This is a genomic window from Streptomyces adelaidensis (assembly GCF_016598475.1).
Classification (GTDB): domain Bacteria; phylum Actinomycetota; class Actinomycetes; order Streptomycetales; family Streptomycetaceae; genus Streptomyces; species Streptomyces adelaidensis.
The window spans coordinates 1-20,284 of record NZ_JAEMUX010000052.1 but is presented as its reverse complement, the minus strand read 5'-3'; the positions used below and the strand labels follow the sequence as shown (position 1 = coordinate 20,284).

At 71.5% G+C, this 20,284-nt stretch carries 18 protein-coding genes and 2 pseudogenes; 9 read left to right on the top strand and 11 right to left on the bottom strand.

Annotation, left to right across the window (positions count from 1 at the left end; translation table 11 throughout):
* Positions 1–17: 17 nt before the first annotated feature.
* The 4 genes and pseudogenes from I8N67_RS26570 (at position 18) to I8N67_RS26555 (ending at position 4,046) form a co-directional block, all read left to right on the top strand.
* Positions 18–995, top strand: a complete 978-nt coding sequence (locus tag I8N67_RS26570; RefSeq protein ID WP_200306311.1) for a fumarylacetoacetate hydrolase family protein — start codon at positions 18–20, stop codon at positions 993–995.
* Positions 992–1,926: pseudogene (locus I8N67_RS26565) on the top strand (VOC family protein). The gene I8N67_RS26570 and the pseudogene I8N67_RS26565 overlap by 4 nt, the downstream one beginning before the upstream one ends.
* A 33-nt stretch (positions 1,927–1,959) precedes the next feature.
* The gene (hisD, locus tag I8N67_RS26560) at positions 1,960–3,261 is read left to right on the top strand and encodes a histidinol dehydrogenase (RefSeq protein WP_200306309.1); all 1,302 of its coding nucleotides are present in this window, start codon (positions 1,960–1,962) and stop codon (positions 3,259–3,261) included.
* Positions 3,258–4,046, top strand: coding sequence for an SDR family NAD(P)-dependent oxidoreductase (locus I8N67_RS26555; protein ID WP_307835375.1), 789 nt, complete (start codon positions 3,258–3,260; stop codon positions 4,044–4,046). The genes hisD and I8N67_RS26555 overlap by 4 nt, the downstream gene beginning before the upstream one ends.
* 104 nt (positions 4,047–4,150) lie before the next feature.
* Here the strand turns inward: I8N67_RS26555 and I8N67_RS26550 are convergent, their stop codons facing one another.
* On the bottom strand, positions 4,151–5,743 hold the full coding sequence (locus I8N67_RS26550) for an alpha-amylase family glycosyl hydrolase (protein WP_200306307.1): 1,593 nt from the start codon (positions 5,741–5,743) through the stop codon (positions 4,151–4,153).
* A 64-nt stretch (positions 5,744–5,807) separates the two neighbouring features.
* Between I8N67_RS26550 and I8N67_RS26545 the strand changes: the two genes are divergently transcribed.
* Positions 5,808–6,608, top strand: a complete 801-nt coding sequence (locus I8N67_RS26545; RefSeq protein ID WP_200306305.1) for a class I SAM-dependent methyltransferase — start codon at positions 5,808–5,810, stop codon at positions 6,606–6,608.
* 55 nt (positions 6,609–6,663) lie between these two features.
* Here I8N67_RS26545 and I8N67_RS26540 read toward each other — a convergent pair whose 3' ends face one another.
* From I8N67_RS26540 to I8N67_RS26495, 10 genes and pseudogenes are all read right to left on the bottom strand, one after another.
* Positions 6,664–7,818: a serine hydrolase domain-containing protein gene (locus I8N67_RS26540; protein ID WP_200306303.1), complete on the bottom strand. Its 1,155-nt coding sequence runs from the start codon at positions 7,816–7,818 to the stop codon at positions 6,664–6,666.
* A 98-nt stretch (positions 7,819–7,916) separates the two neighbouring features.
* Positions 7,917–8,315 (bottom strand): annotated as a pseudogene (locus tag I8N67_RS26535) (nuclear transport factor 2 family protein); the annotation flags it as partial.
* Positions 8,316–8,324: 9 nt separating this feature from the next.
* Positions 8,325–9,293, bottom strand: a complete 969-nt coding sequence (locus tag I8N67_RS26530) for an acetylxylan esterase (RefSeq protein WP_200306301.1) — start codon at positions 9,291–9,293, stop codon at positions 8,325–8,327.
* Positions 9,294–9,395: 102 nt separating this feature from the next.
* Entirely contained in the window at positions 9,396–11,015 is a 1,620-nt protein-coding gene (locus I8N67_RS26525) for a solute symporter family protein (protein WP_200306299.1), read from the bottom strand.
* Positions 11,009–11,371, bottom strand: coding sequence for a DUF485 domain-containing protein (locus I8N67_RS26520; RefSeq protein WP_200306297.1), 363 nt, complete (start codon positions 11,369–11,371; stop codon positions 11,009–11,011). The genes I8N67_RS26525 and I8N67_RS26520 overlap by 7 nt, the downstream gene beginning before the upstream one ends.
* 357 nt (positions 11,372–11,728) lie before the next feature.
* Positions 11,729–12,316, bottom strand: coding sequence for an Rv1733c family protein (locus I8N67_RS26515; RefSeq protein WP_200306295.1), 588 nt, complete (start codon positions 12,314–12,316; stop codon positions 11,729–11,731).
* Between the two features lie 156 nt (positions 12,317–12,472).
* Positions 12,473–13,237 (bottom strand): ferredoxin reductase, encoded by a 765-nt coding sequence (locus I8N67_RS26510; RefSeq protein ID WP_200306378.1) that lies wholly within the window; start codon positions 13,235–13,237, stop codon positions 12,473–12,475.
* A gap of 55 nt (positions 13,238–13,292) precedes the next feature.
* On the bottom strand, positions 13,293–13,898 hold the full coding sequence (locus tag I8N67_RS26505; RefSeq protein ID WP_200306293.1) for a sulfite oxidase-like oxidoreductase: 606 nt from the start codon (positions 13,896–13,898) through the stop codon (positions 13,293–13,295).
* A gap of 99 nt (positions 13,899–13,997) precedes the next feature.
* Positions 13,998–14,180, bottom strand: a complete 183-nt coding sequence (locus I8N67_RS42915; RefSeq protein ID WP_234046331.1) for a SpoIIE family protein phosphatase — start codon at positions 14,178–14,180, stop codon at positions 13,998–14,000.
* Between the two features lie 243 nt (positions 14,181–14,423).
* The gene (locus I8N67_RS26495) at positions 14,424–15,686 is read right to left on the bottom strand and encodes an FAD-dependent monooxygenase (protein WP_200306291.1); all 1,263 of its coding nucleotides are present in this window, start codon (positions 15,684–15,686) and stop codon (positions 14,424–14,426) included.
* A gap of 104 nt (positions 15,687–15,790) precedes the next feature.
* On the opposite strand from I8N67_RS26495, the gene I8N67_RS26490 reads away from it, so the two are divergent.
* The 4 genes from I8N67_RS26490 (at position 15,791) to I8N67_RS26475 (ending at position 20,282) form a co-directional block, all read left to right on the top strand.
* Positions 15,791–16,540, top strand: coding sequence for a GNAT family N-acetyltransferase (locus I8N67_RS26490; protein ID WP_200306289.1), 750 nt, complete (start codon positions 15,791–15,793; stop codon positions 16,538–16,540).
* A gap of 198 nt (positions 16,541–16,738) precedes the next feature.
* Positions 16,739–17,515: a putative protein N(5)-glutamine methyltransferase gene (locus tag I8N67_RS26485; protein ID WP_200306287.1), complete on the top strand. Its 777-nt coding sequence runs from the start codon at positions 16,739–16,741 to the stop codon at positions 17,513–17,515.
* A 122-nt stretch (positions 17,516–17,637) separates the two neighbouring features.
* Complete coding sequence (locus tag I8N67_RS26480; RefSeq protein WP_200306285.1) at positions 17,638–19,653, top strand: NADPH-dependent 2,4-dienoyl-CoA reductase; 2,016 nt, start codon at positions 17,638–17,640, stop codon at positions 19,651–19,653.
* A 41-nt stretch (positions 19,654–19,694) separates the two neighbouring features.
* Positions 19,695–20,282 carry a PadR family transcriptional regulator gene (locus I8N67_RS26475; protein WP_200306283.1) on the top strand — a complete coding sequence of 196 codons (588 nt, stop codon included), beginning with the start codon at positions 19,695–19,697 and terminating at the stop codon, positions 20,280–20,282.
* Positions 20,283–20,284: the final 2 nt, after the last annotated feature.

Below are 20,284 nucleotides of genomic sequence, written 5' to 3'. Positions count from 1 at the left end.
CCCCGAGGAGTACGCCCGTGCCCGATCCCCTCCCCACCCACGCGGGACCCTTCGCCCTCGGGACCTTCGAGGCGACCTCCGGCACCGGCACCGGCGCATTCCCCGGCCTCGTCGTCGGCCCACGGGTGCGCGACCTGTCCGACCTGGCACCGACCGTGCGAGCCGTCGTCGAGGACTGGGACGCGCTGTTCCCCCGCCTCGTCGAGCTGGCCCAGGAGGCCGACGATGCCTGGCACGACCTCGCCGGGCTGCACGTCCGCGCCCCGATCGAGCCCGGTCAGATCCTGCAGAGCGGCGCCAACTACCGCAAGCACGTGGTCGACCTGGTCGCCGCCGAGAAGGAGAGCGTCCACGGCGCCACACCCGAGGAGGCCCGCGCCGACGCCGAGAAGATGATGGACGTACGGAGCCGGCACGGAGTCCCGTACGTCTTCCTCGGCTCACCGCGCGCCATCTGCGGCCCCTACGACGAGATCGTCCTGCCCGAACTCGGCGAACAGCACGACTGGGAGCTCGAACTCGCCCTCGTCATCGGCAGGGCTGGCCGGAACGTCCGGGCCGAGGCGGCCATGGAACACGTCGCCGCCTACACCATCTGCAACGACCTCACCACGCGCGACCGCCTCTACCGGCCGGACCTGAAGGCCATCGGCACCGACTGGTTCACCGCCAAGAACGCCGACACCTTCCTGCCGACCGGACCGTTCCTGGTCCCGGCGGCCTTCGTCGGCGACCCGAACGACCTGCGGATCACCCTGCGCCACAACGGTGTCGTCCGCCAGGACGAGTCGACCAAAGACATGATCTTCGACATCCCGCGGCTCATCGCGTACGCCTCCACGACCACCACCCTGCGCCCCGGCGACCTGCTTCTCACCGGCTCCCCGGCCGGCAACGGCGCCCACTGGGGCGTCTTCCTCGCACCCGGGGACGTCGTGGAGTCGGAGATCACCGGCCTCGGCCACCAGCGCAACACCGTCAGGAGCCACACATGAGCTTCCAGCCCATCACTCATCTGCGCCATGGCGACCTGGCCGTGCCGGACTTCGACCGTCAGCGTGCCTTCTACGGCACCACCTGGGGCCTCACCGAGATCGCGAACGACAGTGGCATCGCGTTCTCGCGGCCGAGGGCAGCCCCGAACAGTACGTCGTGCGCATCCGCCGGGACGAGCGCAAGCGCATGGACCTCGTCGCCTTCGGCGCGGCCTGCGCCGCCGACGTCGACGAGCTGGCCGTACGCCTGGGCCGTGAAGGAGTACAACTGCTCGGCCCGCCAAGGGTGTTGGACACTCCGGGCGGCGGCTACGGCCTCCGCTTCTTCGACCCCGACGGTCGGGTCGTCGAGGTCTCCGCGGAGGTCGCCACCCGCACCCACCGCAGGATCGAGGAACGCGAGGCGATCCCGGTCCGGCTCTCGCACTGCGTGGTCAACTCCCAAAACCCTGAGCGGCTGCGGGACTTCTACGTCCGCCACCTCGGCTTCCGGCTCACCGACACCCTGTACTCCACGCACATGGGCGACCTCATGTACTTCCTGCGGTGCAGCCCCCTGCACCACTCCTTCGCCATCGCCCGGGGCCCCCATGTCTCCCTGCACCACGCCTCGTTCGAGATGCGCGGCGTCGAGGAGTACATGCGCGGCACCGGGCGTGCGCTGCGCGCCGGGACCCGGCTGACCTGGGGGCCGGGACGCCATCTCGCCGGCGACAACACCTTCGCGTACTTCCACGACCCGCACGGCAACACCGTCGAGTACACGACCGAACTCGCCGTGCTGGAGGAGGACTTGTGGCACCCGGGGCGCCATGACGTCGACGACCCGATGACCCAGGACCAGTGGGGGACCGCCGACCCGATGAGCGAGTCGGTCGCCAAGGAGCAGTTCAACGACCCCGACGTGCTCTTCGAAGCGCCCCCCGTCTGATCCGCCCCACCTTCGAGAGAGGCACGAAAAGTCGTGGCAGAGATCCTGAAGAACGCCGTCCCCAAGGCGGAGGTCACCGCCTCCCTCGCCGAGGTGCGCGAGACGGTGGCCGGTGTCATCGCGGACATCCGCGAGCGCGGTGACGCCGCCGTGCGCGCGTACTCCGAGAAGTTCGACAAATGGAGCCCGGACGCGTTCCGGCTGAGCGACGAGGAGGTCGAGCGGATCGTCGCGTCGGTGCCCCGGCAGGTCATCGACGACATCCGCTTCGTCCAGGACCAGGTGAGGTCCTTCGCCCGCCACCAGCTCGACGCCCTGGGCGAGTTCGAGGTGGAGACCCTGCCGGGTGTGCGGCTCGGGCAGAAGCACATCCCGGTGCGGGCGGCGGGCGCGTACATCCCCGGTGGCCGCTATCCGCTCACCGCCTCCGCGCACATGACCGTCGTCACCGCGAAGGTGGCGGGCGTGCCACGCGTCGTCGCCTGTACGCCGCCGATCCGCGGGGAGATCCCGGCCGCCACGGTCGCCGCCATGCACCTCGCGGGCGCCGACGAGATCTGGCTGCTCGGCGGGGTGCAGGCCGTCGCCGCGATGGCGGTCGGCACCGACACGATGCGGCCGGTCAACCTGATCGCCGGGCCCGGCAACGCGTACGTCGCGGAGGCCAAGCGGCAGCTGTTCGGGGAGATCGGCATCGACCTGTTCGCCGGCCCCACCGAGATCCTGGTACTGGCGGACGAGGACGCCGACCCTTTCCTCTGCGCGGTCGACCTCCTCTCCCAGGCCGAGCACGGCCCCGACTCCCCGGCCGTCCTCATCACCACATCCCACGAGGTCGCCGAGCGCACGATCGCCGAGGTGGAACGGCTGCTGCCGGACATGCCGACCCGCGACTACGCCGGACCCGCCTGGCGCGACCACGGCCAGGTACATGTCGTCGACTCGTTGGACGAGATGTACGCCCTGGCCGACGACTTCGCGTTCGAGCACGTCGAGGTGCTGACCGCCGAGCCGAGGCTCGCCCTGGAGCGGATGACCCAGTACGGCGCGCTCTTCCTCGGCGAGGGCACCTGCGTGTCCTTCGGCGACAAGGTCATCGGCACGAACCACGTCCTGCCCACCCGCGGCGCCGCCCGCTACACCGGCGGCCTCTGGGTCGGGAAGTACCTCAAGACCGTCACCTATCAGGAAGTCACCGACCCCGGCTCGCAGGCCCTCCTCGGCCGGCTGTGCGGCCGGGCCTCGCGCGTCGAGCTGTTCGAGGGGCACGCCCGCTCCGGCGACGTACGCGCGGCGCGGGCGGCCGGCGACGAGCTGCCCTGGAACCAGGCGTGAGCCCGGCGCCATCGAGGGCACTGGACGGCCGTACGGCACTGATCACGGGCGGCGGCGGACCGCTGGGCCGGGCCTTCGCACTCGCCCTGGCGGGAGCGGGCGCCCGGGTGCTCCTCGTCGGTCGCGACGCACAGGCCCTCGCCGACGCCGCCACCCGTGTGGCCAAGGAGGGCGGCCGGGCCCGTACGGCCGTGTGCGACGTCTGCGACCCGGCGTCGGTGCGGACGCTGGCCGCCGAACTGGCCGACGAGGACGTGTCGTTGCTCGTCAACAACGCCGGCGTCGCGGGCCCGGTGAAGCCGCTCACCGACATCGAACCGGACGAGTGGGACGAGGTGTTCGCGGTAAATGTGCGCGGTGTCTATCTGCTCTGCCGGGCCTTCCTGCCGCCGATGATCGCGGCGGGACGCGGCGACATCGTCAACGTCGCGTCCGTCAGCGGCAAACGCCCGCTGCTCAACCGCACCCCGTACACGGCCTCCAAGATGGCCCTGCTCGGCCTCACCCGCACTCTGGCCGGGGAGGTCGGTCCACTCGGGGTGACCGTCAACTCCCTTTCCCCAGGCCCGGTTCGGGGTCCGCGCATGGAGCGCAATTTCCGGCTGATCGCCGAACTCACCGGGGTCGGCGTGGCGGAGGCCGAGCGGGACTTCGTCTCCCGCGCCGCCCTGAACCGGCTCGTGGAGGAGGACGAGGTCGCCGGGGCACTCCTCGCGATGCTGGCGATGCCCGGGCTGTGCGGAGCGGACATCGACCTGTCTGCCGGGATGATCGCACCCGCGTGACACGGCTATGGGCACGCTGTGTGATGGCCATGCACCGGGCGGGGCGATGCCTCGACGCAATGCCCGGAGCGGGGCTCCGGGCATCCGGCCCCGACGGCTGGCCGCTATCCGCCGAGCTCGAAGATCCCGTACCCGAAGCCGTGCGCGGTGATCGTGCCGTCCGCGGTCTCCACGCCCTGTGTCTCCAGTACGCGGCGAACAGGAGTGGGTGGCATGGACGGCCAACTCACCTCGTGCCGCTGCGGATTGACGACCACGAGATACCGTCCGCCGCGTACGTACACGAACGGATACCCCAGGTGCAGCACCTCCACCGAGCCGGTGGAGCCCAGCTCGGGAGTCCGCCTGCGCAGGGCGATCAGGCGGCGTACGAGATGGAGGAGTGAGGAGTCGTCGGAGCGCTGGGCGGTGACGGTCGGGCGGTCGGGGGACGGGTCGACGGGGAGGTACAGGCGGTCGGCGGGTGCCGTCGAGAAGCCCGCGTTCGGGGTGCCGTCCCACTGCATGGGGGTGCGGGAGCCGGCGCGGTTGTAGCGGGGGCCGAGGACGCTGCCCTCCTTGTCGGGCAGGCCCGGGACATAGCGCATGCCGATCTCGTCGCCGTAGTAGATCGCCGGGAGTGTCGGCCAGGTCAGCTGGAAGGCGAAGGCGGCGGGGAGCTGTTCGGCGGAGCGGGGGCCGCAGTTGAGTCGGGAGAAGTCGTGGTTGGCGGTGGGCAGGGAAATGGAGCCCGTGCCGTCGACGGCTGCCGTCGCCTGCTGCCAGGCCTCGACGAAGGGCCGCGGTGAGCCCCTGCCGCTCGCGTCGAAGAAGCAGTCGAGCGGGTCCCAGGCCTCGTGGACCGTGCCCTCGCCGTTGTTCCACAGCGAGCGCAGGGCGAGGCCGTCGGCGGGGCCGCCGAAGTGCAGGAAGAAGTCGGCGTGGAAGCCGGCCGGGATCGACACCTCCGGCTCGCCCCACTCCGCGAGCAGCACCGCGTCCGGATGGGTGGTGTCCAGCCAGTGCCGCAGTTCCGTCCAGAGCCGGGCGGTCTCGGTCCTGCCCGGGTCGTCCTTGACCAGGGAGGCGGCCATGTCGACGCGGAAGCCGGCCAGGCCGAGGCTCAGCCAGTGGTCCATGACCGTGCGCAGGGCCCGGCGGTTGGCGCGCGGGCCGTCGGCGTCGACCGGCAGCCGCCAGGGTTCGGCCGGATTGCCGTGCGCGTAGCCGAAGTTGAGGGCGGGCTGGGAGTCGAAGAAGTTCGGCAGATAGGCGCCCGGGCGGCTGCCGGGGGAGGCGACGAAGCCGTCGGGCCGGCCCTGAGCCGTCCAGATGTAACGGTGGTCGTCCGGGTCGTCCGCGGCGGCCCGGAACCACGGATGGTCGACGGACGTGTGCCCGGCGACGAGATCCAGCAGGATCCGGATGCCGCGCCGGCCCGCCTCGTCGACGAGCCCCGCGAGGTCGTCGTTCGAGCCGTAGCGCGGGGCGACGTTCAGATAGTCCGCGACGTCATAGCCCGCGTCGCGGAACGGCGAGACGAAGCAGGGGTTGAGCCAGACGGTGTCGACGCCCAGCCAGGACAGATGATCGAGGTGCTCGGTGATTCCGGCGAAGTCCCCGATGCCGTCCGAGTCGGAGTCGGCGAAGGACTGCGGATAGATCTGGTAGAAGACGGCGTCGGCCAGCCAGGTCGGGGCAGGACGGAACGAAGTCATGCAGCGGACCATAGGCGAGCAGACACCCCGACCGCTGCCCCACCCCAAGGCCTAAGCTGACGTGATGTTCACCCCGCAAGGCCCCAGCCTCCGCGAACTCGCCGTTCAGGCGCTCTCGTCCGTCGAACACGGCTACGACCTGCTCGCACCGAAGTTCGACCAGACGCCGTTCCGTACGCCGGACACCATCCTCGACGCGGTCGAGGGGGCCCTGTCGTCACTGGGCCCCTTCCAGCACGGACTGGACCTGTGCTGCGGCACCGGCGCCGGGATGGAGGTGCTGCGCGAGCTGTGCCGGGAGAGCGTCACCGGGGTCGACATCAGCGTGGGCATGCTGGCGGTGGGGAGGGAGCGGCTGGGCTCCGACACCACCGGCTCCGATGTGCCGGACTCCGATGGGCCCGGCTCCGCCAGGCTTGCCTCCACGCAGTCCCCCTCCGCCCGGCCCCGCGTCTCCTGGGTGCGCGGTGACGCCCGAGCCCTCCCCTTCGGGCCGGCCTTCGACCTGGCCGTGAGCTTCGGCGCCTTCGGACACTTCCTGCCGGCCGAACTGCCGGGTCTCTTCGCCCAGGTCCACTCCGTACTGCGCCCGGGCGGCCGCTTCGCCTTCCCCCTCCCGGCACCCGCCCCGCCGAACTCCCCCTGGTACTGGGCGGCACTCGGCTTCGACACGGCGATGCGTGTCCGCAACGCGGTCCGGCGACCGCCCTTCGTCATGTACTACCGGCCCTTCCGGCTCGGCCTCGTCCAGCGTGAGCTGGCCCGGACCGGGTTCGAGGTGGAGCTGTTCCCCCTGCCCGAGTTCGGGCACCGGCCCGACGGCAGCCCTCGGTGCCGGATGGTCGTGGCGACCCGCGAGGGATGACCGACCGCTCAACGCTCCCGCCATTCCTCCCCTGTCGCCCGGCCGGGCCCACGCGTCAGAGCGCGCTGTACAGCGCCTCGACGAGCGCCATCTTGCGTGGGTCGTCGGCGATGTGCGGGCCCATGCGGTTCATGACATAGCCGAGGGAGACGCCCGCCTCCGGGTCGGCGAGGCCGCAGGAGCCGCCGTAGCCGTCGTGATCGAAGGCCCTCGGATTCGGCCCGTACGAGCCGTGCGCGCCGCTCAGCCACAGGCCGAGGCCGATCTCGGTGTCACGGCCGAGGCCGGCGCCGATCACCAGGTCACGGCAGCCGCCCTGGCCCTCGCGGACCCGCTCGGCCGCCTCGGGGGACAGCAACCGCTGTCCGCCCCAGGTGCCGCGCAGCGCGAGGATGCCGTAGAGCGCCGCGACCGCCCGCGCGGTGCCATGGCCGTTGGCCGCCGGGATCTCGGCGGCCCGCCACTCGGGGCTGCCCGCCTCGGCGACGCCGACCGGCGGGTTGGTGAGGGCGGCCAGCGCGGTGGGCGTCAACTGGACGAAGATCGCGGCCTGTTCGCTGGTCGTCGCGGCCGGCGGATGGACCTGCTCGGCCGCCCTGGACGCCTCCTTTTCCGGCAGCCCGATCGTGAAGTCGATCCCGAGCGGCCCGGTGACCTCTCGCTCCAGGAACGCCCCCGGCAGCAGACCTGACACCCGCCGGACGACCTCGCCGACGAGAAAGCCGAACGTCATCGCGTGGTATCCGGCCTGTGTACCCGGCTCCCACCAGGGCTCCTGCGCCGCGAGCCGCTTGACCGTCAGCTCCCAGTCGCACAGCTGTGCGAACGAGTGCGGCTCGCGCAGCCCGGCAAGTCCCGCCCGGTGCGACAGCAGATGCCGTACGAGTACGCCCTCCTTGCCCGCCGCCGCGAACTCGGGCCAGTACGCGGCCACCGGGGCGTCCAGGTCGAGGAGCCCCCGGTCGGCGAGGATGTGCGCGCACAGCGCGATCGGGCCCTTGGACGTGGACCATAGGTTGACCACGGTGTCCCGCTCCCAGGGGCGGGTCCGCGCCTCGTCGGCCCAGCCGCCCCACAGGTCCACCACGGTCTCCCCGCGCAACGTCACCGTGACCGCCGCCCCCACCTCGGCACGGTCGCCGAAGTTCTCCTCGAACGCGCTCCGCACGGCCTCGAACCGCGCCTCGCAGCGACCCCGCACCTCAGCCATGCGCCCTCCACCATCGGTCGCCCGGACGGGGGCCGCCCGGGCTCCCCGAACATACCGACTGGTCGGATGGGAGGGAACCCGTGCGGCAGTCCCTGGAGGAGGAACATCGGCGGGGCGGGCTCCGTGTGGCCCGGAAGCGTGTGCCAGTAGTCGCGGGTCGCCACGGCCATGCCGGCCGCGTCGAACCGTACGAAGACGCTGCCCGCGAGTGTCCGGGGCTCCTCGTTCTCCTCGGACAGCACCCGGAACTCCGCGACCGCCAGGCCGTCCTGGCCGATCACGGGTTCGGAGAAGCGCACGTCGTCCACCCGCTCGCCGGCGAACGACCGGCGCAGATGCCTGGCGAGTTCGTCCCGGCCCCGGTGCGGCTCGCGGAACGGCATCGAGCGGTGCACGCAGTCCTCGGCGTACAGCTCCAGGATCGCGTCCACGTCATGGGCGGCCCATGCCCGCCGCCAGACCCTGACGAAACGCCGCGCGGCCTCGGCGGTGTCCATCAGCCCCCCTCAGAACTGCGATGCCAGCCAGCGCAGCTTGACCGCCTCCTGGAAGGGGCCGCCGCCCTCGTGGTCGTTGAAGTCGTAGACCTCGATGCGCTTGTTGGCCTCGGCCCAGGCGTTGAAGGCCGCGAAGACCGTGGACGGCGGGCAGGTCTGGTCCTCAAGGGCCGCCGAGAACAGGGCGGCGGCCCGGCCGCGGGCGGCGAAGTGCACGCCGTCGAAGTAGGCGAGGGTGCGCCCGACCTGCTCGGTGCGACCGCGGTGGGTCTTGAGGTACTTGCCGATCTCGCGGTACGGATCGCGGTCGGTGATCGTGGTGGAGCGCGGGTAGTCGCACAGGAACGGCACATCGGGTGCGACCGCGACCAGGTCGGGGACCAGCCCGCCCACCGCGATCGAGATGCCGCCGCCCTGGCTGGAGCCGACGACCGCCGTGCGCGAGGCGTCGGTCAGCGGGTGCGAGCGGGCGGCCTCCACCGCGCGCACGGCGTCCGTGTAGACCCGCCGGTAGTAGTAGTTCTCCGGGGCGTCGATGCCCCGGGTCATGAAGCCGGGGAAGGCGGGCGCGCCGCCCACCGGGTCGGGGGTGTCGCCGCCTCCGCCCCAGGCGCTGCCCTGGCCCCGGGTGTCCATGACGAAGTGCGCGTAGCCCGCCGAGGCCCACAGCAGATGGGTGTGTGGCAGGTTGCGGCCACCGCCGTAACCGATGAACTCCACGACGGTGGGCAGCGGTTCACGCGCGCCGGACGGAAGGACCAGCCAGCCCTTGACCGGGTGCCCGCCGAACCCGGAGAAGGTGACGTCGTACGTCTCGACGGTCTTCAGGTGGGTCTCGACCGGCTCGAAACGTGCGTCGAGGTCGTGCTCACGGGCCTCCTGGAGTGTCTTCGCCCAGAAGGAGTCGAAGTCCTCGGGCTCCGTCGAAGCGCTTCGATAGTCCCGGAGCTCGTCCAACGGCAGGTCGAACAGGGCCATGAATGACCACCTTTTTGAGTTCTGAGGTGCGGATGATCACACCGTACGTGGGGCGTCGCGGACCCGCCAAGGGGCATTTCCCGGCCCGCGACGCCCCACGGCTCACCTCTGGTCGGCCCCGATCAGGGCCCGGACCTCGAAGTCCTGGTACACGGTCTCCTCCTGCGGGGGACTGAGGAGGGAGCCGAGCCACCCCAGCAGGAAGCCCGCCGGGATCGAGACGATGCCCGGGTTCTGCAGCGGGAACCACGCGAAGTCGGCGTTCGGGTAGACCGAGTCGGGCGTGGAGGAGACGACCGGCGAGAACACCACGAGCAGCACCGACGACAGCAGACCGCCGTACAGGCTGAGCAGGGCGCCGCGGGCGGTGAACCCGCGCCAGAACAGGCTGTAGACGATGGTCGGCAGAATGGCGGACGCGGCGATCGCGAAGGCCAGGAACGCCAGGGTCGCCGTGTTGGTGCCCCAGGCGAGCAGGGCGAACATCATGCCGAGAACGCCCATGGCCACGGCGGCGATCCGGGCCACGCCCAGCTCCTCCGTCTCCTTGGCCCTGCCCTTGCGGATCACCTCGCCGTAGAAGTCGTGGGCGAGGGACGAGGCCGCGGCGAGCGTGAGACCGGCCGCGACGGCGAGCAGGGTGACGAAGGCCAGGGCCGAGACGATCGCCGTGAGGATCTCGCCGCCCAGCTCGTGGGCGAGCAACAGCACGGCCGCGTCGCCCTTGTGGTCGATGTCCGAGATGGTCTCCCGGCCCACGACGGCGGTGGCGCCGAGACCCAGCACGCCGGCCGCCAGACACACGAACCCGACCAGACCCACGGCCCACACCACCGAGGCGCGCAGTACCCGGGTCTTGCGGGGCGCGAGCAGTCGCATCATCACGTGGGGGAGCGCGGCGAGCCCGAGCACGATGGCCAGTTGCAGACTGAGGAAGTCGATCTTGCTGATCGGGCCCGCCCCGTAGCGCAGTCCCGGTTCGAGGTACTGGGTGCCCAGACCGCTGCCCTCGGTCGCGGACGACAGGAGGCTGTCGATGTTCCAGTCGAAGCGGTTCAACACCATCACCGCGACCACCGAGACACCGGCGACGAGCATCACGGCCTTCACCACCTGGATGAACGTGGCGCCCGGCATGCCGCCGATCGCCGCGTAGATCGTGACGATGGAACCGATGGTGATCACGATCATCGTCCGGGTGGTCGGGCCGGGTTCGCCGACGAACTGGGTCATCAAAGCGATGCTGCCGACCAGTTGGGCGACGAGATACAGGGTGCACACGGTGAGCGTGCAGATGGCCAGCGCCAGCCGGACGGGCCGCTGCTGGAGCGGGAGCCGCCGGGCCAGTGTGTCGCCGAGCGTGAACTTGCCCGAGTTGCGCAGGGGTTCGGCGATGAGCAGCAGCACCATCATCCAGGCGACGACCGTGCCGCCGAGGTAGAGCAGACCGTCGTACCCGGTGAGGGCGACGAGGCCGGTGCTGCCGAGGAGGGTCGCGGCGGACAGATAGTCGCCGCACATCGCGAGGCCGTTGCGCAGCGGCGACATGTCACGGTTGCCGAGGTAGAACTCGCTGATCTCGTCGCGCTGCGGAGCGGTCAGCAACGCGGTGAACAGGGTGATCACCACGACGGACAGGAACAGCACGAAGGTCAGCCGCAGGCTGAACGCGTCGGCGATGCTCGCGGAGAGGCGTGCCGTGCTCGCGGAGAGGTTCACCATGTGCGGAACCGCCGTCCGGCCGGAACACGGCCCGGAGCGCGGCGCTGCTCGGCCGCACGGTCGTCGTCCAGCTGGGCGCGGAGCCGACGGGCGATCGGGTCGAAGTTCTTCCGCATGTGCCGCACATACAGCCCCGCGGTCACCCCCATGACGGCGAACTGGGCCAGGCCGAGAAGCAGCCCCAGCGTCAGATGTCCGATCAGCCGCTGATTCATTACTCCTGGTACGAAACTCGACAGTAGGACGTACGACAGGAATCCGCCGACGGACAGTGCTGTCGCCCATGCCCCGAATCTGCGATATGCGGCGCTTATTGAACGGAATTCGGGGTGCGCGTGGACGGGTTGCCGACTCATGGACGAGCCGTTCGCGCCGATGACACCAGGTAGGGGGGAATACGGATCACCTCCCGGGTCGGACGAGGGAGGAAACGGGACGGAACTGTCGTACCGTGCCGTGTAGTTGGACACAATGCACCCTCTTCGCTGCCTTATGTCTCGCAGTCGACTCTGTCCGGTCGCGGTGGTCGCCGCTGGGGAATTCGACAATCGCGGGAGCCGAGTCACTGTGCGGAAACTGTGGGGGAGAGAGGGGAGTATGTCAGCAGGGCTATTGAACTATCAACTGCGTTGAGGAGATGGATTTTGTGGATGTTTCGGGGGTGGCCGATAAGTGCCGCGCGGCTATTAGCTGAGCAGTGTTCTGGTTCGGTGTCATGCCCAGCGGTGTCCCCAGTCGGGCCCCGTGCGCGCCCACTCCTGCTCCCATTCGGCCAGCCGGTGCCGGATGGCGACCCGGCGGACGACGACATGCCCCACGAGGACGATGCCGACGACGCCGCCCGTGGCGCAGGTCCCCATGGCCAGGGCGTGCTGCCAGACGGCGGTGTCGGTCGGCGGTGGCGGGACGCTGTGGCCCGCCGCGTCCAGCCAGACATCGGCCCGGTCGCCGCGCCCGGTGCCCGCCGGTACCCGGGCCTCGCCGGTCCGGGAGCCGCCGTCGGGCTCGGTCCAGCGGGCCCGCACCCAGTAATGGGGCTGCTCGTTGCCGCCGTGCGTCGACGGCATCGCGGCCGGGGCGTTCTCGACGATCACGGCACTGACCAGGTCGAGCTCGGCCCGCTCGGCCGCCGCGTGCGCGCTGGCGTCCCCGTGTGCCCACCGGCCCACCGCCACCCCGGCGGCCGGCGCGCCGAGAACCAGCAGCAGCACGACGAGCAGCACCGTCCACGCCTCGACGACGTCCGAGTGCCGGCGCAGCGCATTGTGACGCCAACGCCAACCGAACACCTGGTCCCGCATCTCGCCCTCCTCACCGGCGCGGCCCTCATGTACGAGAACCCCGGTTAGGACTGGTCCGCACTTCCGGTGTACCCGAAAGAAGGCGTGATGGCATGATTTGCGCCAGAAATCCTGGAAGCGCGGACCGGCGGAACGCGATGTTCCGGTCCGGAAACGTCAGCCGAAGCGCTCGATGCGGATGCGGTCCACCGGCTGCCCCGCCTCGACCAGCAGCCGTGAGGCATGCTCGGCGAACGCGTTGGAACCGCACACATAGGCCTCCCACCCGCCCGGCGGCCGCTCGGCCACGAGCGGCGCCACCAGCGCCGCCGACAGCCGCCCCACCGGCACCCCCTCGGGCGCCCGGCGCGTGAACACGGCGGTGGTCTCCGCGCCGTACTCCGCCGCGTAGACCAGCTCCTCGGGCCCCCGCGCCGACACCAGCAGCCGCAGCGGCACGTCAAGACCGCGCGCCCGGTGGTGGCGGATCATCGACATCAGCGGTACGACCCCGGAACCGGCGCCGATCAGCAGCGCCGGCCGGTCCCCGGGCCACGCGAAGAAACCGCTGAGCGGGCCACGCACCGCCACCTCGTCACCGGGCCGGGCCTCCGTGTGGAACCACCCGGAGACCTCACCGCCCTCGACGTGGTCCAGGGTCAGCTCGATGTGCCCGGTGTCGTCGGGCGGGGACGCCAGCGAGTAGTGGCGCTGCGCCGTGTAGCCGTCCCCGGCGGTCAGCCGCAGCATCAGGTGCTGCCCGGGCAGATGCCCCGCCCACCCGGGCACCGCGAACCGGAACGTGGCCACGGTCGGTGTCTCCCGCCGGATCTCGGTCAGCGTCGCGGTCTGCCAGAGCGCCGCCGCCCGGTCGCTGACGGCGATCCGCCCGGGCACGGCGAACCGCGTCGGCGGCGAGAAGGCCCCGGTCGGTTCGGTCACCGTCGCCCCGGCGGCTGCCGGTTCGGTCACGGTCGTCGCTTCGGCCACTGTCGTCTCAGTCACCGGAGTACCGCTGCTCCTCCCACGGGTTGCCCCGCGCGTGATAGCCGTTCCGCTCCCAGAAGCCGGGCTCGTCGTGGTCGAGGAGCCGCAGGCCCGCGATCCACTTGGCGCTCTTCCAGAAGTACAGGTGCGGCACCAGCAGCCGCGCCGGACCGCCGTGCTCGGCGGGCAGCGGCTTGCCGTCGTACTCCCAGGCGATCCAGGCACGCCCACCGGTGAGGTCGGCGAGCGGGAGGTTCGTGGTGTAGCCGCTGTGCGAGTACGCGACCGCGTGGGTGGCGGACGCGCCGGGCCGGACCACGTCCAGGAACGCGTCCAGCGACACACCCCCGAACCGCACCCCGAACTTCGACCAGCCGGTCACACAGTGGATGTCGCCCTCGTACACCGACGCGGGCAGCGCGTGCGCCTCGTCCCAGTCCCAGGTGCGCGGCTCGGCCACCAGGCCGTCGATCCGGAACGTCCAGTCAGCGGGCGTGAGGTCGGGGGTGACCTCGGCGGACAGGACGGGCCAGTCGTCGCCGGCGTCGTACTGGCCGGGCGGCAGCCCCGGATCGAGGACGCGGGGGCGCCCGGTGAAACCTCGGGTGACGTTCATGAGGGGTCCCACGTGACGGCGGTGATTGCTGAGTCATACAACCGTACGTGCCCGGGGCGGGTGCTCCGTCCCCGGGGCGGTCGGCGCTCCATGACTCGGCTACGCGATGGGAGAGCGACACGACGCCGGCCTGGTCGTCGCCGTCCTGAACATGGCCGCAGGCGGGTCGGAGGCGAGGTGGGGACTGTGCACGGTGCCGTCGGGGTGGACGACGACCGGCGGAGCGTGCCCGGCCAGGGAGTACGTGCAGGTGCGGGCGACGGGGTCGAAGACGGCGTACAGGCAGGTGGCGTGGAAGTCCTCGCCGAAGGCGCAGAGCCGAAGGCGCAGACCAGGTCGTCGAGACGGCTGGACAGCTCGTCGGGCGGCATCTCCAGGTCGGCGAGGGAGTAGCCCGTGCCGTTCTCCGGCGAAGCGGACCGGCAGCGGATCGCGTGCCGACCGGTGTCGCCGACGAGTCGACCACCCGGACCGTGTGCGCGAACGGGGAGGTCGTCGACCGCGGCCGGCGGCCTCCCCATCGGCTCAGCCTGCCGCCAGTGCCTCCCGCACGGACCGCTCGGCGTCGTGCCCGTAGATCCATCCGCTCTGGGCAAAGGGGTCCGCGCTGGAGAACGATGCGTCCCTGGCCTGCTGAGCGGGCCCGTCGGGCAGGTGGTTGCTCTCCGCCCTGCCCCGGCTCATCCGCTGCACGCGGGTGGCGCGCGGGTGGCGTATGTCCTCGTACCGGCGCAGCGCGGCGGAGGGGTCTTCCGGCTGGTCGGCGAGGCATGCCGCCAGCACGGCGGCATCCTCCATCGCCTGTGCCGCTCCCTGGGCGAAGAAGGGGAACATGGGATGCGCGGCGTCGCCGAGCAATGCGACGGGACCGTTCGTCCAGCGGGGCAGCGGGTCCCGGTCGAGCAGCGCCCAGCGCCCGGTACGCTCAGCGGCCGCCAGCAGCGCTCGCAGATCGTCGGCCCACCCGGCGAACTCGGCGCGCAGGTCCTCGATCCGCCCCTCGGTCGACCAGGATTCCGTCGTCCAGTCGTACGCCGGCCCGAACGCGACGATGTTGATCTGTGTGCCGGCCGAGATCGGATAGTGGACCAGATGACGCTCGGGGCCGAGCCACAGTGTCTGGACCGGATGGCGCGCGAACTCCGGCGCGTTCTCGGCCGGCACGAGGCATCGCCAGGCGCAGATGCCCGAGAACCGTGGTGAGCCCGCCTCGGTCACGTACCGTCCCACGGTGGTGTGGACGCCGTCGGCGCCGACGACCACGTGGGCGACCTCCCGTGTTCCATCGGTGAACGTCAGCTCCACTGCCTCGTCCAGGCGGCGCAGGCCGGCGAGACGGGTCCCGAGCCGGAGTGCCGCCTCGGGGACCGCTGCCCGCACCGCGGCGAGGAGGTCGGCGCGGTGCGCGACGTAACTGTGCTCGCCGAAGCGCCGTTCGCATGCCTCGCCGAGGTTCTGGGAGAACAGCACACGACCGTCCTCCCAGCGCCGGAACTCCCACCCGACCTGCAACGGAACCGCGCGTTCGCGGAAGCGGTCCAGCTGACCGAGGCCGCGCAGCAGCCGCACGGCGTTCGGGGAGACGACGAGGCCCGCACCGACGTCGGTGCGGGCCGGCGCCTGCTCGTACACGGTCGCCTCGATCTGCTGGTCCCTGCCGTCGTGCTGGCCGGTCGTGGAATCTCCCGGGGCCTCGGCGCGAGTGCCGTTGCGTAACTTGCGGCGACATGAACTCTTCGGCAGCCGGGAATAGGCGCTCCGCGATCTTCCTTGCCGTGTGCGTGCCACTCGCAGCCGATCCGGTGCCGGTGGCCCGCACGGCCGGCGACTCGATGCCCGGGCGAACAGTGGCGAACAGCGGCGAGAGAGTGGGAGTGAGCGTGGGAGAGCGCATGTCCGAGAACGCGAGTGGCATCAAGGGTGGCGCGGGACCGGTGCCGCATGTCCTCGACAACCCCGCCCTCGCCTCGCTCACCGGGCCGCACGCCCACTTCGCCGAGCGGCGCGGCCGGGTGCTGCGCTACCCGGTGGACGTGTCGCCGTGGCTGGCTCTGCCCGACGAACCCGTCGCGGCGGACTGGGCCGACGTGGCGGTGCTGGCCGGCCCCGGCGCGGAGGCGGCCGTTGCGGCCTACAGCGGGACCTTCCCGGGCGGCTGGGAGATGACCTTCGACCTGGCGGGCGTTCAGCTCGTGGACGGCGGGATCGCCGCCGCCCCCGACGACGAGGCCGTACCGCTCGGTCCCGCCGACGTGCCCGAGATGCTGGACCTCGTCGAGCGCACCCAGCCGGGCCCCTTCCTGTCCCGCACCGTCGAACTCGGCACCTACCTCGGCATCCGCCGGGGCGGCGCCCTGGTCGCGATGGCCGGCGAGCGGCTGCACCCGCCGGGCTGGACCGAGATCAGCGCGGTCTGCACCGACCCGGCCTTCCGCGGCTCGGGCCTCGCCACCCGGCTGATCCACGCCGTCGCCCACGGCATCCGCGAGCGCGGCGAGACCCCGTTCCTGCACACCGCCGCGACCAACACGACCGCGATCCGGCTGTACGAGGCGCTCGGTTTCCGGTTGCGCCGCACCACCCGCTTCATGGCGGCCCGGGTGCCCGCCGTCGAGGCGGGGCAGGAGCGGGTGGGCGTGTAGCCACCTGGGGTGGTCGGCGCTTGAAGCCCTGTCGTGTGCATGGGATAAGGTGGCCGGGCCAGTTGTCACGTGGACCGAGGAGGTGAGACCCATTACCGCTGTGTCAGGTCGGGTGCTCTCACCTCAACGCGGCGCGGTGCATCGCCGATAGGCCACCGCGGGAGCGCCCTTCGGCCCACCGAAAGGCTCTCGGCTGTCATGCCACTTCTCTCCACCGTCTCCGTCGTCACGGCACTTCGCGCCGCAGGCTGCGTCTTCGCCGAGGACGAGGCGGAGTTGATCCTCACCACCGCCCGCACCCCGGACGAGGCCGCCGCCATGATCGACCGGCGCGTCGCCGGGCTGCCCCTCGAACTCGTCCTCGGCTGGGCCGAGTTCGCGGGTCTGCGCATCACCGTGGAACCCGGCGTGTTCGTCCCCCGCCGCCGCACCGAGTTCCTGGTCGAGCGGGCCCTCGCCGCCGTCCCCGGGGCCTCGGTCGTCGTCGACCTGTGCTGCGGCTCGGGCGCGGTGGGCGCCGCCCTGGCCGCTTCGCTGGACGGCCCCGAACTGCACGCCGCCGACATCGACCCGGCGGCGGTGCGCTGCGCCCGCCACAACCTCGCGCCCCACGGCGGCCACGCCCACGGGGGCGACCTCTTCGGGGCGCTGCCCACCACCCTGCGCGGCCGCGTCGACATCCTCGCGGCGAACGTGCCGTACGTCCCCACCGGCGAGGTCCCGCTCCTGCCGAGCGAGGCCCGCGACCACGAGCCCCTGGTCGCCCTCGACGGCGGGGCGGACGGCCTGGATGTCCTGCGCAGGGTCGCCGCCGAGGCCCCCGAGTGGCTGGCCCCCGGCGGTTTGCTCCTGGTCGAGACGAGCGAACGCCAGGCCCCGCTCGCCCTCGAAGCCTTCCGCGGCTCCGGCCTCACCGCGCACGCTGCCGTCTCGGCGGAGATGTACGCCCACGTGGTGACCGGCACCAGGCCCTGAGCCCCCGCCGCAGCCGACCGGCGCCCTGATGTGGCCTTGCCCTCAGTCATTGTGCAACTAGTTGCACAAAGAGCGTGGCGTCGTCTACAACAGTCGAGACGACGCCACGCACGGAGGGCCACATGAGCCATTACCCACACCTGCTGAGCCCGCTCGACCTGGGCTTCACCACGCTCCCCAACCGCGTGCTCATGGGCTCCATGCACGTGGGCCTGGAGGAGGCCGAGCGCGGCTTCGAGCGCATGGCGGAGTTCTACGCCGCCCGGGCGCGCGGGGGAGTGGGCCTCATCGTCACCGGCGGCATCGCACCCAACGAGGCCGGCCGCCCGTACGAGGGCGGCGCCAAGCTCACCACCGACGCCGAGGCCGAACAGCACCGGGAGATCACCGAGGCCGTACACCGCGAGGGCAGCCGGATCGCCATGCAGATCCTGCACTTCGGGCGGTACGCCTACCACCGCGACCTGGTCGCGCCGAGCGCCCTCCAGGCCCCGATCAGCCAGTACGTCCCGCACGCGCTCACCGACGGCGAGATCGAGCAGACGATCGACGACTACGCGAACGCCGCCCGGCTCGCCCGGCAGGCGGGGTACGACGGCGTCGAGATCATGGGCTCCGAGGGCTATCTGATCAACGAGTTCATCGCCGCCGGCACCAACCACCGCGACGACCGCTGGGGCGGCTCGTACGAGAACCGGACGCGCTTCCCCGTCGAGATCGTGCGCCGGGTGCGCGAGGCGGTCGGCGAGGACTTCATCGTCGTCTACCGGCTGTCGATGCTCGACCTCGTGCCCGGCGGCTCCAGCTTCGACGAGGTGGTCACACTGGCCAAGGCCGTCGAGGCGGCCGGGGCGACCATCATCAACACCGGCATCGGCTGGCACGAGGCCCGTATCCCCACCATCGCGACCTCCGTGCCACGCGGCGCCTACACCTGGGTCACCAAGAGACTCATGGGCGCGGTCTCGGTGCCGCTGGTGACGACGAACCGCATCAACACCCCGGAACTGGCCGAGGAGTTGCTGGCCGACGGCCACGCCGACATGGTGTCCATGGCCCGCCCGATGCTCGCCGACCCGGACTTCGTCAACAAGGCCCGCGACGGACGCTCGGACTCCATCAACACCTGCATCGGCTGCAACCAGGCCTGCCTCGACCACACCTTCGGCGGCAAGATCACCTCCTGCCTGGTCAACCCGCGCGCCTGCCACGAGACGGAGCTGGTGCTCTCGCCCACCCGGCTGCGCAAACGCGTCGCCGTCGTCGGCGCGGGCCCGGCGGGTCTCGCCTGTGCCGTGAGCGCGGCCGAACGCGGCCACGAGGTCACCCTGTTCGACGCCGCGAGCGAGGTCGGCGGCCAGCTCAACGTGGCCCGCAAGGTCCCCGGCAAGCAGGAGTTCGACGAGACCCTGCGCTACTTCCGCACCCAGCTCGACGCACACGGCGTGGACGTACGACTGGACATACGGGTCGCGGCCGACGACCTCACGGCGTACGACGAGGTCGTCGTCGCGACCGGCGTCAGCCCGCGCACCCCCGACCTCCCCGGCGCCGACCACCCCAAGGTCCTGGGCTACCTGGACGTGCTGCGCGACGGCGCCCCCGTCGGCGACCGGGTCGCGATCCTCGGCGCCGGCGGCATCGGCTTCGACGTCGCCGAGTACCTGACCGACGGCGCGGAGAAGACGAGCGAGGACCCGGCGGCCTACTTCCGGCAGTGGGGCGTCGACATGGACTACCGCGCCCCCGGCGGCCTCGCCGCCCCCGAGCGCCCCGCCCCGCCCCGCTCGGTCCACCTCCTCCAGCGCAAGACCACCAAGGTCGGCGCCGGACTCGGCAGGACCACCGGCTGGATCCACCGCACCGAACTCAAGCACCGCGGCGTCACGATGGTCCCCGGCGTCCAGTACGACCTGATCGACGACGCCGGGCTGCACGTCACCGTCGACGGGGTCCGCCAGGTCCTGGAGGTCGACACGGTCGTCCTCTGCACCGGGCAGGAACCGCGCCGCGACCTGTACGACGCGCTCGTCGCCGCCGGGCGCTCCCCGCACCTCATCGGCGGCGCCGACGTGGCCTGCGAACTGGACGCCAAGCGCGCGATCAAACAGGGAACGGAGCTGGCGGCGGCGTTGTAGGAGGCTGTGGGGGAGCCCGGGGAGCTCCCTAGGATGACTGCATGTCTCTCCCGCACGCGATCCTCACCGCCCTGCTCGAAAGGCCGTCGTCCGGCCTGGAGCTGACCCGGCGGTTCGACCGGTCGATCGGCTACTTCTGGTCGGCGACGCACCAGCAGATCTATCGCGAGCTGGGAAAACTGGAGGGCGCGGGCTACATCCGCGCCCTCCCCACCGAGCGGCCGGCCCGGGGGCAGAAGAAGAGCTACGAGGTGCTGCCGGCGGGCCGCGAGGAATTGGCCCGCTGGACCTCGGCACCCCAGGATCCGAAGCCCTGGCGCGACGCGCTGTTCGTACGGCTGCGCGCCTCGGCGGTGGTCGGCACCACCACTGGCGTCGAGGACGATCTGCGGCGCCATCTCAGCCTGCATCAGCGGCAGTTGGCGGAGTACGAGGAGATCGAGAAGCGGGACTTCGGGCCCGGCCGCGACACGGCTCAGGACCGGCTCCAACATCTGATCCTGCGGGCCGGGATCGACCTGGAGACCGTCTGGACGCAGTGGCTGGCCAGCGCCCTGGAGGAGTTCGGGCGGCTCCCGGAGGACGGTGGCCGCGAAGAAGAGCCGGAGCGCGAGCAGCCGGAGAGCTAGTT

Coding starts and splice junctions, on each gene's coding strand:
- I8N67_RS26490 (WP_200306289.1), top strand. CDS start 15,791: ATGTCCGAGAACGCGAGTGGCATCAAGGGTGGCGCGGGACCGGTGCCG.
- I8N67_RS26525 (WP_200306299.1), bottom strand. CDS start 11,015: ATGGTGAACCTCTCCGCGAGCACGGCACGCCTCTCCGCGAGCATCGCC.
- I8N67_RS26520 (WP_200306297.1), bottom strand. CDS start 11,371: ATGAGTCGGCAACCCGTCCACGCGCACCCCGAATTCCGTTCAATAAGC.
- I8N67_RS26540 (WP_200306303.1), bottom strand. CDS start 7,818: ATGGCTGAGGTGCGGGGTCGCTGCGAGGCGCGGTTCGAGGCCGTGCGG.
- I8N67_RS26545 (WP_200306305.1), top strand. CDS start 5,808: ATGTTCACCCCGCAAGGCCCCAGCCTCCGCGAACTCGCCGTTCAGGCG.
- I8N67_RS26485 (WP_200306287.1), top strand. CDS start 16,739: ATGCCACTTCTCTCCACCGTCTCCGTCGTCACGGCACTTCGCGCCGCA.
- I8N67_RS26530 (WP_200306301.1), bottom strand. CDS start 9,293: ATGGCCCTGTTCGACCTGCCGTTGGACGAGCTCCGGGACTATCGAAGC.
- I8N67_RS26480 (WP_200306285.1), top strand. CDS start 17,638: ATGAGCCATTACCCACACCTGCTGAGCCCGCTCGACCTGGGCTTCACC.
- I8N67_RS26550 (WP_200306307.1), bottom strand. CDS start 5,743: ATGACTTCGTTCCGTCCTGCCCCGACCTGGCTGGCCGACGCCGTCTTC.
- I8N67_RS26505 (WP_200306293.1), bottom strand. CDS start 13,898: ATGAACGTCACCCGAGGTTTCACCGGGCGCCCCCGCGTCCTCGATCCG.
- I8N67_RS26515 (WP_200306295.1), bottom strand. CDS start 12,316: ATGCGGGACCAGGTGTTCGGTTGGCGTTGGCGTCACAATGCGCTGCGC.
- I8N67_RS26475 (WP_200306283.1), top strand. CDS start 19,695: ATGTCTCTCCCGCACGCGATCCTCACCGCCCTGCTCGAAAGGCCGTCG.